This is a genomic window from Candidatus Krumholzibacteriia bacterium (assembly GCA_035268685.1).
Classification (GTDB): domain Bacteria; phylum Krumholzibacteriota; class Krumholzibacteriia; order JAJRXK01; family JAJRXK01; genus JAJRXK01.
On record DATFKK010000006.1, the window covers coordinates 56,285 to 69,315 of the forward strand.

At 70.1% G+C, this 13,031-nt stretch carries 10 protein-coding genes; 4 read left to right on the forward strand and 6 right to left on the reverse strand.

Annotated features, from left to right (window positions below):
• Positions 1 to 168 precede the first annotated feature (168 nt).
• Complete coding sequence (locus VKA86_00625; protein ID HKK69690.1) at positions 169 to 978, forward strand: hypothetical protein; 810 nt, start codon at positions 169 to 171, stop codon at positions 976 to 978.
• Positions 979 to 1,027: 49 nt separating this feature from the next.
• Here VKA86_00625 and mce read toward each other — a convergent pair whose 3' ends face one another.
• The 5 genes from mce to VKA86_00650 form a co-directional block, all read right to left on the reverse strand.
• Entirely contained in the window at positions 1,028 to 1,507 is a 480-nt protein-coding gene (mce, locus tag VKA86_00630) for a methylmalonyl-CoA epimerase (GenBank protein HKK69691.1), read from the reverse strand.
• Positions 1,508 to 1,541: 34 nt separating this feature from the next.
• Positions 1,542 to 2,069, reverse strand: a complete 528-nt coding sequence (locus VKA86_00635; protein ID HKK69692.1) for a biotin/lipoyl-containing protein — start codon at positions 2,067 to 2,069, stop codon at positions 1,542 to 1,544.
• A gap of 14 nt (positions 2,070 to 2,083) precedes the next feature.
• Positions 2,084 to 3,616 carry an acetyl-CoA carboxylase biotin carboxylase subunit gene (locus tag VKA86_00640; protein HKK69693.1) on the reverse strand — a complete coding sequence of 511 codons (1,533 nt, stop codon included), beginning with the start codon at positions 3,614 to 3,616 and terminating at the stop codon, positions 2,084 to 2,086.
• Positions 3,613 to 5,169 (reverse strand): acyl-CoA carboxylase subunit beta, encoded by a 1,557-nt coding sequence (locus VKA86_00645; protein HKK69694.1) that lies wholly within the window; start codon positions 5,167 to 5,169, stop codon positions 3,613 to 3,615. The genes VKA86_00640 and VKA86_00645 overlap by 4 nt, the downstream gene beginning before the upstream one ends.
• Before the next feature lie 115 nt (positions 5,170 to 5,284).
• Entirely contained in the window at positions 5,285 to 8,023 is a 2,739-nt protein-coding gene (locus tag VKA86_00650) for an isoamylase early set domain-containing protein (protein ID HKK69695.1), read from the reverse strand.
• A 357-nt stretch (positions 8,024 to 8,380) separates the two neighbouring features.
• Here VKA86_00650 and VKA86_00655 point away from each other — a divergent pair, with 357 nt between their 5' ends.
• From VKA86_00655 to VKA86_00665, 3 genes are all read left to right on the forward strand, one after another.
• A complete protein-coding gene (locus VKA86_00655; protein ID HKK69696.1) occupies positions 8,381 to 9,376 on the forward strand; it encodes a PPC domain-containing protein in 996 nt (331 codons plus the stop codon).
• A 140-nt stretch (positions 9,377 to 9,516) separates the two neighbouring features.
• A complete protein-coding gene (locus VKA86_00660; GenBank protein ID HKK69697.1) occupies positions 9,517 to 10,170 on the forward strand; it encodes a hypothetical protein in 654 nt (217 codons plus the stop codon).
• A gap of 4 nt (positions 10,171 to 10,174) precedes the next feature.
• Positions 10,175 to 11,545: a FlgD immunoglobulin-like domain containing protein gene (locus VKA86_00665; GenBank protein HKK69698.1), complete on the forward strand. Its 1,371-nt coding sequence runs from the start codon at positions 10,175 to 10,177 to the stop codon at positions 11,543 to 11,545.
• Between the two features lie 55 nt (positions 11,546 to 11,600).
• On the opposite strand, the gene VKA86_00670 is transcribed toward VKA86_00665, so the two are convergent.
• A complete protein-coding gene (locus VKA86_00670) occupies positions 11,601 to 13,028 on the reverse strand; it encodes a hypothetical protein (GenBank protein ID HKK69699.1) in 1,428 nt (475 codons plus the stop codon).
• Positions 13,029 to 13,031: the final 3 nt, after the last annotated feature.

A 13,031-nucleotide genomic window follows, 5' to 3' on the forward strand; every position in this document is an offset into this window, starting at 1 on the left:
CGGGAACAGCGGCCGAGCCGGGGGCTCGACCTCTTGGCCGGAATGGTGGAGAATCGACCCCGCCGGTGTCCCGCGGGCGACACGGACTGCGTGACCGGCCGGGCTTCGGCGAGCGGGCGCGGGCGAAGACCGGGTTCCACGTTCCAACCGCGGTAGGTCTCTTCGGCCATGAAGCTTCGACATCTGCCGCGGGCCTTCGTGCCGACGCTGCGGTATCTACCCCTGCACTTCGATTCCCGCCGTCATGAGGTCTACGTCCATGGCCTGAAGCGTTCCGGCAATCACGCGGTCATCAACTGGATGATCCGCCAGGCCCGCGGTCCCGTGGCGTTCCTGAACAATGTCGAACCCGGCCGTTCGTTCCTGCGCCCCGCCGACAAGGTCATCGTGCCGGGCAACGGCAACGGTGCGGCTCCCCTGGTCATCGCGTCGTACGAGGACAAGGAACTCGCAGAGATCTCCGGACACCCACGAGAACGACGTCGCCGCGCGACGGGTGCCCACGTGGTCGAGCTGCTCGTCCTTCGTGATCCGTTCAACACCTTCGCCAGTCGCCATCGCCGCAAGCATCGCCCCTTCTGCCACGATCGCGCCTACCGCGAGTGGGTGAAGGCGCAGTGGAAGGACTACGCACGGGAATTCCTGGGCGAGACCGATCACCTTTCCTTCGGTCGCGTGGGTGTCGACTACAACCGGTGGTTCCGCGACGTCGACTACCGCCGCGCCCTGGCCGAGCGTCTCGATCTTCCGTTCAGCGACGCGGGCATCCGTGACGTGCCCGACTACGGCGGTGGCAGCTCCTTCGAGGGAACCGGATCCGACGGACGGGCCGACCGCATGGCGGTCATGGATCGCTGGAAGGAACTCCTCGACGACCAGGCCTTCGTCGATCTCTTCCGCGGCGACCACGAGCTGTTCGAACTCTCGCGGCGCATCTTCGGAGATCTCGAAGGCACCGAAGCCCTCGTGCGGGGTTGATGGGCGCGACCCGGAGTGGGTCTCGCGGCCCGGCCGGAGACCGGCGGGGCTAGTGGTCTTCGCCGCTCCGCTGGCAGAGCTCGAGCAGGATCCCGCCCGTCGCCTTCGGATGCACGAAACCGATGTGCGCGCCGCCCGCGCCGGTACGCGGCTCTTCGTCGATCAGGCGCACGCCGACCTCCTTCAGCGCGCCGAGTGCCCGGGCGCAGTCGGTGGCGCGCAGGGCCACGTGGTGCAGACCCGGGCCGCGCTTCTCGATGAACTTCGCGATGGGGGAGTCGTCGCCGGTGGGCTCGAGCAGTTCGAGATGACCCTTGCCCAGGTCGAAGACGGCGACCCTCACGCGGTCGGTCGCGACCTCGTCGTGGTAGAGCAGGGGCAGGCCGAGCAGGTCGCGGTACAGAGGCACCGACTCGTCGAGGCTGCGCACGGCCACGCCGATGTGGTCGAGGCCGGTGGTGAGCGGCCGGACGTCGTCGGGCAGGGTGTCGAGCACCCGCTGCACGCGGTCGAGATCGATCGTGGTCATGGTCGGGCCTCCTCGGGGTGTCGTCAGGGTGGGATCAGTCGTCCGATTCGGCAAGGCGCACGAGCAGGACATTGCTCTCCACGCTCTGCCCGGCGCTCACGAGGATCTCCTCGACCACGCCGTCGCCGGGGCTGGCGAGCTCGTTCTGCATCTTCATGGCCTCGAGCACGAGCAGGGGCTGGCCGCGCTCCACGGTGTCGCCGACGGCGCACTTGAGTTCGACGACGAGGCCCGGCATGTCGGCGCGGAGTTCACGCGCGGTGGCCCCGCCGGCGTCGACGTCCGCGGCGGCCGCACCGAGTTCGTCGTAGAGGTGCACCAGACCGCCCTTGCCGTTGACCAGCGCGCGCAATGCGGTGTCGGTGCGCGCGGTGAGGTCGACCAGGTACATGCGCCCGTCCAGACGCACGGACACGGTCCGACCGCCGTCGAGCACGATCGCGTCATCGATCTGCTGACCGTCGCTGGTCTCCACCCACACCTGGCCGCTGCCGTCGCGCACGAGCGTGGCCACGGTCTCGCGGTCCTCGGTGCGGACGATGTACTTCTTGCGCAGTTCCACGGCGTCCTCCCGGTTCAGGTACGGTTGCGGTGGTTCATGAGCGCGCGGCCCACGTGGCCCCAGCGCGACAATTCGGGCGGGGCCGAACCGGTGGCGTGGGACGCCTCGCCCACGCCGGCCTCGACCAGCGCGAGCGCGGCGGCCATGACGTCGTACTCGTCGTCCTGCAGGAAGGCCTTCAGCTCCTCGGGGTCGAAGCCGTCGAGCAGGCGGGTGGAGTAGCGGCCACGGCGGAACTCCTCGTGCTGCACCACCCAGCGGTGCAGGGCCACGTTGTGGACGAAGCCCAGCAGGCGGTACTCGTCGAGCGCGCGTCGGCTGCGCGCCAGGCAGGCCTCACGGTCCTCGCCGAACACGATGAGCTTCGAAAGCATCGGGTCGTAGTGCAGCGGGACGGTGTAGCCCTCGCGGATGCCGAGGTCGTTGCGGATGCCCGCACCTTGCGGCGTGCGCAGGCGCAGTACGGTGCCCAGACTCGGCGCGAAGTTGTTGAAGGGGTCCTCGGCGTAGATCCGGAACTCCATGGCGTGGCCGCGCTGGTGCAGGTTCTCCTGCCGCCAGGGCAGCTCGCGGCCGGCCGCGACCTCGACCTGCGCGCGCACCAGGTCGACGCCGACGACCTCCTCGGTCACGGGGTGCTCGACCTGCAGACGCGTGTTCATCTCGAGGAAGTAGAAGTCGTCGTTCTCGTCGGCGATGAACTCGACGGTGCCGGCGCCGTGGTAGTCGACCGCGCGCGCGGCGTCGACGGCGGCGGCGCACAGACGCTGCCGGGTGTCCTCGTCGATGCTCGGACTCGGGCTCTCCTCGATGACCTTCTGGTGGCGCCGCTGCACGCTGCACTCGCGCTCGAACAGGTGCACCACGTTGCCGTGCGTGTCGCCCATCACCTGCACCTCGAGGTGCCGCGGGCGCTCGATGAACTTCTCGACGAAGATCGACGGATCGCCGAAGGCGCTGCGGGCCTCGCCCATGGTGCGGTCGAGCGCCGAGGGCATCTCCTTGGCGCTCTGGACCACGCGCATGCCCTTGCCGCCGCCGCCCGAGGCGGCCTTGAGCAGCACCGGGTAGCCGATGCCCGCGGCCACCTCGATCGCGCGGTCGGGATCGGCCACCGGCTCGGTCAGGCCGGGCACGACCGGCACGCCGGCCTCTTCCATGATCTCGCGCGCGGAGAGCTTGTTGCCCATCGAACGCATCGATTCCGGCGTGGGGCCGATGAACGTGAAGCCGGCGTCGACGCAGGCCCTGGCGAACTCGGCGTTCTCGCTGAGGAAGCCGTAACCGGGATGGATCGCATCGACCTTCGCGGTGCGGGCCGCCTCGAGCACGCGCTCGATCGACAGGTAGCTCTCGCTGCTGGGGCCGGGCCCGACGGGGTAGGCCTCGTCGGCGAAGAGCGTGTGCCGCGCGGTGCGGTCGGGTTCGGAGTAGATCGCGCAGGCGACGATACCCATCTCGCGCAGCGTCGACTGCACGCGGATGGAGATCTCGCCGCGGTTGGCGATGAGGACCTTGCGGAACGGTGGTGGGGTGACGGCACTCATAGCGGCAGGTTCCCGTGCTTCTTGCGTGGCAGCTCCTGGCGCTTGTTGCGCAGCGAGCGCAGCGCGCTGATCAGACGTGGACGCGTGTCGCGCGGCTCGATGACGTCGTCGAGATAGCCGTGGCCGGCGGCCACGTAGGGATTCGCGAAACGCTCCTGGTACTCGGCGATCTTCTCCTGGCGCAGGGTGTCGGGATCGTCGGCGGCCTCGATCTCGCGGCGGTACAGGATGTTCACCGCGCCCTCGGGGCCCATGACGGCCAGCTCGGCGGTGGGCCAGGCCACGTTCCAGTCGCCGCGGATGTGCTTCGAGCTCATCACGTCGTAGGCGCCGCCGTAGGCCTTGCGCGTGATCACGGTGAGCTTGGGCACCGTGGCCTCGCAATAGGCGTACAGGAGCTTCGCGCCGTGTTTGATCAGCCCGCCGAACTCCTGCTCGGTGCCGGGAAGGAATCCGGGAACGTCCTCGAAGGTCACCAGCGGTACGTTGAAGCAGTCGCAGGTGCGGACGAAGCGCGCTCCCTTGATGCTCGCGTCGATGTCGAGCACGCCGGCCAGCACCTTGGGCTGGTTGGCCACGATACCGACGCTCTGTCCACCCAGACGCGCGTAGCCGATCACGATGTTCCCCGCGTAGTCGGGCTGGATCTCGAGGAAGTCGCCGTCGTCGACCACGCAGCGGATGACGTCCTTGATGTCGTAGGGCTGCTTCGAGCTGTCGGGCACGATCTCGTCGAGCCGGGGATCGCGCCGGTCGAGCGGATCATGACAGGTGAGCAGCGGCGGGTCCTCGAGGTTGTTCTGCGGCAGGAAGCCCAACAGCTTCTTGATGAACAGCAGGCATTCCTGGTCACTGCTGGCCATCGCGTGGGCCACGCCGCTCTTCGTGCTGTGCGTGGCCGCGCCGCCGAGTTCCTCGAAGGTCACGTCCTCGTTGGTGACCATCTTGATCACGTTCGGGCCGGTCACGAACATGTGGCTCGTGCCCTCGACCATGATCGTGAAGTCGGTGATCGCGGGCGAGTACACCGCGCCGCCCGCGCAGGGACCCATGATGGCCGAGATCTGCGGCACCACACCGCTGGCCATGGTGTTGCGCCAGAAGACCTCGGCGTAGCCGGCCAGGCTGAGCACGCCCTCCTGGATGCGCGCGCCGCCCGAGTCGTTCAGGCCGATCACGGGCAGGCCGTTGTCCATGGCGAAGTCCATCAGCCGGCAGATCTTCCAGGCGTTCGACTCGCTCATGCTGCCGCCGAACACCGTGAAGTCCTGCGCGAACAAGGCCACGGGGCGGCCGTCGACGCGGCCGACGCCGGTGACCATGCCGTCGCCCGGCGGGCGGTTGTTCTCGAGCCCGAACTCGTGGCTGCGGTGGGTCACGAAGACGCCACTCTCGTCGAACGAGCCCTCGTCGACGAGCAGGTTGATCCGTTCGCGAGCCGTGAGCCGGCCCGAGGCGTGGATCTTCTCGATGCGTTCGGGACCGCCGCCTTCGAGTGCCTTCTCTCGTTGCCGGCGCAGCTCTTCGATCTTCTTGCGGACGATGTCGCCCATGGCTGCCGCCTCCTCCGCGGGTGAACGGGACGGATCGGCCCGCCGCGAGCCGGCGCGGCGCGACCGACGGCCGAGCATAGCAGTGGAGGCGACGGGACCCCAGCCCGATCGGACGCTATTCGACGACCAGCACGGAATTGCGGCCGCCGAATCCGTCGTCGACGGCCTCGGGGTTCGACGGATCGGCGATCCACCGGCTGCCGTCGACGGCGAACTTGTACTCGAAGCGGCCCGGCTGCAGGCGGACCTTGGCCTGCCAGCGGCCGTCGTCGCGGCGGACCATGCGTGTGGCCGTCGGCGACCAGCCGTTGAAGCTGCCGACCACGCTCACCGAGCCGGCGTCCGGGGCATCGAAGGTGAAGGGCACCAGGCGCATGCTCTCACGGTCGAGGGTCCGCGTGTCCTGCTCGTCGGCGTCCTGGGTGCGGGTCAGGTAGGCGTACTGGTCCAGCAGGCTCTCGAGCGCGTTGGACACGCCGCGAAGGGGCTGGCCGTCGATGTCGCGGACCTCGATCCGCGCGCGTGCCGGTCGACGTCCAGGGGCGTGGAGCTTCACCAGCAGGAAGTTGGTGCCCGCGTCGAAGCGGACCTCGGCCTCGTCGTCGCCACCCCAGGCCGCCGTGCGTCCGACGAGCCGGCCGTTCACCCGGGCCGTGGCCGCGGCGTTCGACTCGAGCCGGATCACCGACTCGCGGCTGCCGGTGGTGAAGGCGGTGAACACGTAGTGCACCGCCTCGGGATCGTCGGAGTCGGACAGGCGGATCCAACCGTCGGCACCGACGCGGGAGGAGGGCAGCCGGCTCCAGCCCACGGTCCGCATCACGCCATCGAAGCGTCGCGCCAGGTCGATGCTCCGGTCGGGCGCGTACTCGTGGTCGACGGGTACTTCGCCCCGGGGCTCCAGGGGGCCGAGACGCAGCCACTGGAAGGGGACCGAGGCCCGAGTCCTCGCCGACGCCACCTGGTCGCGGTCGTCGAAGAGATCGAATCGCACGGGATGGAGGGCGGGGCCACCGTTCGGGTCGGGTCGGAGTTCGACGTCCCAGACGTACGCCGCCCCCGCCTCGACCACGAAGTCGTGCTGCATGCCGGGATCGACCTCGAAGGACACCGGTGCTTCGACCTGCAGACGGGCGTGGACAGGGTCGGCCACTTGGCTCGTGACCTCGGCGCGATAGGTGAGCGCCCGTCCGCGGCGCCCGAGGGCGACCACGCGCAGTTGGAGGGGATCGACCACGGCCACCGCCGGTGGCAGACGCAAGGCGCCGGGCAGGCCCTCGACCACCGCCTGCCACAGGCCGATCCGGTCGGGAGTCGTGCCGAGACCGGAGGTCCAGGTGTCGCCCTCGCGGACCAGTTCCACCGGACGCGCGGGCAGGACACGGCGACCGTCGGTCCACAGGACACGGGCCATGAGGGTGTCGGCGGCGCCCGGCACGGCGCGGGTCGTCTCGATCCGCAGGGCCGCCGGGTCGCCGCGACCGATCACGGCCGGCTCGATCCGACCGCGCCAGGGCGAGCGTGGGTGGGCGCCCAGGTGATGGGCCACCACGTCCTCGGTCAGCAGATCGAGGGCGCGCGACTGCCAGAGTCCGGCGTCGACGTCGCTCCAGCGGAAGACGGATCCCTCGCGGGCGATCGGCTGGCGGCCGGCGCGCCGTTCGGACCACAGCAGGGCATGCTCGCCGGGATCCTGCGCGCGCCAGGCCGCGAGCAGGGCGGTGAGATCGGACACCAGGCGATCACGCGCCGCGTCGTCGCCGTGGGCGACGACCGAGTCGACGCGGGCGGGCAGGGTCTCGGATCGGGCGCGTGACAGCACGCCCATGCGATCGAGGGCGTGCACCGCCGCGCGGGCGCGCTCGAGAGGGCGAGGGGCCAGGGCCCCGGTGCGCAGCGTCGGCTCGTGGGCTCCGAGGCGCAGGCGCAGGGTTCCTTCGGTCCGCAGGCCGGCGGCGTCGAGGGCCTCGCGCACGGTGCGCGACAGCGCGACGTCGGCGAGACGATCGATCCCGGCACGGATCAGTCCCGCCATGATCTGCGGGTCCAGGACGCGCAGGCCCGGGTCGTCGCCCCAGCCGAGCAGTGTCTCGGCGCGCTCGAGCGCGTGGATACGGTCGGCTCCGTCGACGTCGTCGACGTCCCGGGGAACACGCCCGGTCCACAGTCGCCATTGGGTTTCCCGGGCGGTCGCCGGGGCGACGGGCAGTCCGGTGGCCAATGCCACCGCGGTCGAGATCCCCAGCGCGCGGCGGCGGGCACCGAGCGAGTCGAGATCGGTGTGGGCTCCGACGTGGCCGTCCAGCAGGAGGCGCTGCAGTCGATCCTCCAGCCGTGCGTGGTCGGTCCACCACACGAGGGCGTCGTAGGGCTGGTCCAGAGATCCGGCCAGACGCGCCAGGGCCGCCAGTTGTACCAGCTCGAGGCTCGCGTGGGCCGCCAGGACCGCGCCCTGGTGGCCGGTTCCGACCGGCACGGTGGCGGCGTCGACCGACCACAGACCGCGTCCCCGGGAGTCCCATCGGGCACCGGTCCAGAAGTGCCACCGCGCGAACGCGGTGTACAGGGTCTCGCGTCGTCCGGCAGTCAGCGTGGAGTCCGCGGACACGCTCGCCACGAGCAAGGGCAGTTGGGCGGGGTTGAAGCCTCGGGCCAGGCTGTCGCGCCGGTCGGTCGCACGGTCGAGCGAGGCCGCGGCGAAGCCGTCGAGCGGGTGCACCGAGGCGTCGGCCCGGGCCACGCCGGCCGCGACGGCCGAAACGACCAGCGCCAGCGCGTAGGCGGTGAAGACGCGGCCCAGGCGGCGGCGCGCGCGGCGCTCGGAACCGGTTCGGCCTCCCATCGTGCGTTCCACGATGCGCTCCCGGGCGGGACGCGGCTTCGTGCGCGCCCCGCCGTCACTTGCAAGTTCATGCGGGAACGCCGGTTGGGTGTTCCTTCACGATGGCGTTCCCGATCCCGGAACAAGTCTGCAAGACACGAGCCAGCGGTCCGGATTCCTGCGGGAGCGGCGATCGTGGCGGTTCCGGGGCCGTGGGAGGGGGGAAGGATCGACCCTCACGAGACGTCCTGGGAAACCATGGGACCGTTCGCAGCCGGACCAGTGCATTCGTACATTGACCATCTACCATTGCGGCATTGCGTTCCTGTACACTTGTCCTCGACAGACGCCACACCAGCGCAGTGCCACAGCTACCACGGAGTCGCATCCATGCTGGTCCGACGCAGAGGAGCTCTGCTCCTCGCCCTCGTAAGCCTGTTCCTCGTCGCCACGGCGCCGCTCGCCGAGGCGACCACTCCCGACCTCAAGTTGCAGCGGGCCAAGCAGGCCGATCGCGACGGATATTCGCCTTCGCTCCTGCTCCGGGCCGCTCAGATCGCCGAGGTCGAGCCCAACGACATTCCCGCGGACGCGCAGGAGATCGCGGTCGGTGACGTCGTCGATGCCGGGGTTCCCGACGGAGACGTCGACTGGTTCCGGATCGACGCCAGCACGGAGACCTGGGTCGCGGTCTCGACCGCACCGATCGACGGCAGCGTCACCGACACCGTGCTCGAGCTCTTCGAGTCCGACGGCACGTCGTTGATCGCCACCGACGACGACGCCGGTGTCGGTCTCTACTCGGCGTTGACCGGGATCACGGTCCCGGACGACGGGGTGGTCTACGCCCGGATCACCCGCTTCTCGAGTGTCGGCGACGACGCCTACCGCCTCGCGGTGGAGCCGTCGGATGCGCCGCCCGCACCACCGGTGAACGACCTGCCCGAGACCGCCGAGGTCCTCGAGGGGTGCAACGTGGTGGTGCAGGGGACGACGGTCGGCGCCACGAACCAGCTCGACGTGCTGGCCTGCGTGAATCCCGACGCCCTCGGCGGCGACGTCTACTACCAGGTCGAGGTCCCGTACAGCTACCAGCTGACGATCCAGATCGAGCCCGACGGTGCCTTCGATCCCGCCGCCTATCTGTTCGCCGATCCCACGGATCCGGCCGGCAGTTGCGTGGCGGGGATCGACGAGGCCTTCACGGGCGAGAACGAGACGCTCCTGTTCACGAACGAGAGCGCCGACGAGCTGCCCGTGACCCTGTACCTGGCGATCGACGGATGGGATCCGCAGCGCGCGGGTTCGTTCAGCGCCGCCCTTTCCTGCGACTTCGTCGTCGACACCGGCGACGAGAGTTTCGGGAGCCTGAAGGCCCGCTTCTGATCCACGGGGGTGGACTCGGGGGGACGACGGGGAGGGTGCGTCGAGCGCGTGCCTTCCCCGCCACCCGCCGCACCGCTTCCGGAGACGACCTCGCATCGCGGCGCGTGCCGCGTCGCCAACTCATCGACAGGAGCAAGACGATGTTTTCGAACCTGCACTCGACGCGGAGCCTCGCGGTCGCCCTGCTCGCGGTGATCGCCGTCGGTGCCGGCCTCGCTCCCGCGGCGCAGGCGCAGTCCGATGCGACCCTGCGTGTCGTGAGCGAGACCTTCGCGTTCCAGGACGACACCGTGTTGACCGTGGACGTCGAGATCGACGGCACCGTCGAACTGGCCGGCCTGGACTTCGTGATCTCGTATCCCGAAGAGCTCGTGCCGGCCGAGACCGAGGCCACGCTCGATTCGGAGCTGTGGAACTCGGTGCTGGTCAACTACGACCGGGACGACGCGACGTACTCGCCGGAGCCCGGCCGCGCCCTGATCTCGGCCGCCGCGGCGAGCGCCACGAACGTGGCCTCGGTCAGCGGTCGCGTGGTCACCCTGAACGTTCCGGTGACCTGTCTGGGCAACGCCCAGCAGTTCCCCGAGGGACGTGACGTCACCTTCGAGCTGATCGCCGTCGACGCCACGCGCGTCGCCGACGACCAGGACGGCGACGGACTCGACGACGTGGTCGGCGTCGTCGTCGCCACCGAGGACGGCATCATCAACCTGAACTGCACCACGGTCTCGTCCGACGACGCGTCGTTCGGGACCCTGAAGTCCTTCTTCGGCGCGTCGACGGAAGTGAGGTAGCACCATGCCGAGCATCATCCCCCGCATCGATCTCGTCCGGCTGGCCGCGGTCTGCATGATCGGGTTGGGCCTGATCGCGACCGGTGCCACCGAAGCCGGGGCACAGGCTCGATCGGCCACGCTGACCACCGGCAGCGCCACCGCCGGTCCCGGTGACTCGATCGTCGTTCCGCTGAGCATCGGCGAGCTGATCGGCACCAGCGAGCTCGAGGTGATCAAGCTGGCCGTGGAGTTCGACTCGGCGCTGCTCGAGGGCGTCGACGCCGTTCCCGGCGCCGCGATCGCAGGTTGGCCGGCTGCCGACCTCGACGTGCAATTGCTCGAGGGACGGGTCGTCGTCAGCGCCGTGACCGACACGCCGGTCGCGCTGACCGAGGGCGAGTTGTTCTCGCTGCAGCTCCAGGTCCGGGACGAGGTGCTCGACGGCGCCTCGACGCAGTTCGACATCGTGGGGGTGGCCGACGGCGATCCCGTCGTGCTCCAGGCCGACGTGCTCGACGACGCCACGCGAACCAAGGTCCTCACCGTCGACGGAGACTTCACGATCGAAGGCGGCCTGATCTGTTCGCCGGGCGACGTGCTCGTCGACGGTGAGATCGACGTCGCCGACGCCGTGGTCCTCCTGCGCATCGTGGTGGACCTGATCCCCGAGCCCGGCGTGCTGCAGCTCTGCAACGCCGATGCCGACCAGAGCGGTGCGGTGGATGCGGGCGACGCCGTCGTCGTGCTACGCCGTGTCGTCGGTCTGGCGCGCTCGGCCCCCGTGGCCGCGCTCGATGCCCGCTTGGTGCGGGACGCCGACGGTGCCCGGATCGTCGTCGACGACGCCGGGGCGGTTCATGGCCTCTCGCTCGACGTCGAGGGTCACGCCGTGGCCCGTGGCGTGTCGGCCCAGGCGCTCGGCGTGAGCTCCGAGCTCGACGGACGCACGCGCCTGGCCTTCGCCTCGATGTCGCCGCTCACGTCCGGGGAGCCGCTGGTCATCGAGCTCGAGAGGGCGGCCACGACGGACTTCGACGGTCTGTCGCTCTTCGCCGCCGACGGTTCGGAGATCGACGTCCGTCTGAGCGAGGACCGCAGCGCCGTGTCCACCCGCGGAGCCGTGGCGCTGACCAACTACCCGAACCCCTTCAACCCGAGCACCACGATCTCGTACTCGCTGCCGACGGCGAGCCGGGCCCGTCTCGAGCTGTTCAACGCGCGCGGCGAGCGCGTTGCGCTGCTCGTCGACGGTCGGCTGCCGGCCGGTCCGGGGCAGGTCGTGTGGAACGGCACCGACGCCAACGGTCGCACCGTGGCCAGTGGTGTGTACTTCGCCCAGCTGGTCACCGACGACGGTACGGTGGCCCGCCAGCGCCTGATGCTGTTGAAGTAGCGCGCGTGTCGCAGTCGTCACGCCGCGGGCCGCCCTCCCGGGAACGGGGGGGCGGTCATTCGTAGGTGCGGTGGTGGAGGATGGTGCGCTCGCCCGCGATCACCGTCACGTCCTCGTAGGTCGCGGTCTGAACCACGTTCCCCGAACGGTCGAGGACCTCGAGCACCATCCGGTGCCGGCCCTCGGGCAGCCTCAACCGCGCCATGTGGATGGTGTCGGGCAGGGTGGTCCAGCTACGGGTGTCGGCGCGCTCGGTGGCCGAGGCGAACAGGTTGGCCAGGAAGCCGGCCACCTCGTTGGTCTCGCGGGTGCCGTCGTCCTTCTTCTTCCCTTTGCGGACGGCCTGGGTGAGCTGGTACTTGGTGAGCGCGCGCACGATGGTGCGGATGGTGCGCGTGGCCGCGCCTTCCTCGAAGGTCAGTTCGAAGATCGAGCTCACGTCGTGCACGGGTTCGGTGAAGGCGGCGAGATCGCCGGAGCGCAGGCGCGCCTCGACCAGCCGTGGTTCGGTGTGGGCGAGCACGGGCATGGCCACGCTCAGCCAGTACTTCACCTCGACGTCGTCGTGCACCACGAAGGTGTGGCGCGGGCCGCGGCGGTAGATGCGTCGGGCCAGGTCGTCGCCGCCGTCGTCGTCGCGCTCGAGGATCGGCCAGTCCAGGCGCACCTCTTCCAGGTGCGACACGAAGCCGCTCTCGTAGACCACCACCACTTCGCCCTCGTCGCGGCGCGGGGGGCGGGCCAGCCGCGCCACGTCGCCGAACTCCTCGACCAGCGCGTCGGCCTCGTCGCCGAAGCCGAAGCGCCGGGCCCACACGGTGTAGTCCTGCACGAAGGCGCTGGGCACGCGCTGTCCCCAGAGCGCCTCGTACTCGCGGAAGGCGGCCAGGGCCCGCCGGGACGCCACCAGGCAGGGATTGGCGTCGCCGTCCTCGGCGTAGAGCATGGCCGCCAGCCACTCGGCGAAGGCGTCGTCGGTGTAGCCCTCGGCCTCCTCGCGCACGTCGGCCAGGCGGGTCAGCAGGGTGTTCGCCCGGCGGGCCATCACCAGGGCCTTGTCCAGGTCGCCCTCGGCCATGAAGGCCAGCGAACCGTAGGTGTTCATGAGGACCTGCTCGGCCGGGTAGCCCACGTAGTCCCGCTGGGCGTCGTTGGTCAGGAAGCTCAGGGCCTCCTTGGCGTAGTCGGTTCCGTAGAGGAAGTCGATCCGCTGGTAGGCGCGGTCGAAGGTCTCCGCCGCCTCGACGTTGCGCCCGGCGTAGAAGAGCAGCAGTCCCCGCTGGAGCAGGCCGAGGACGTCTTCGTCGTCGACCTCACCGACCTCGCCGAGCGCGCGCTCGACGTCGCCGTCGGCCACGGCCGCCTTGATCCGCGCCGACTCGGTCGCATAGGTGCCACAGCCGGCCAGGCCGGCGCACACGACCAGCAGCGCGGCGACGCCCGCCGCCGCGCGCCGGATCCTGGCCCCGATCGGACGGATCATCGG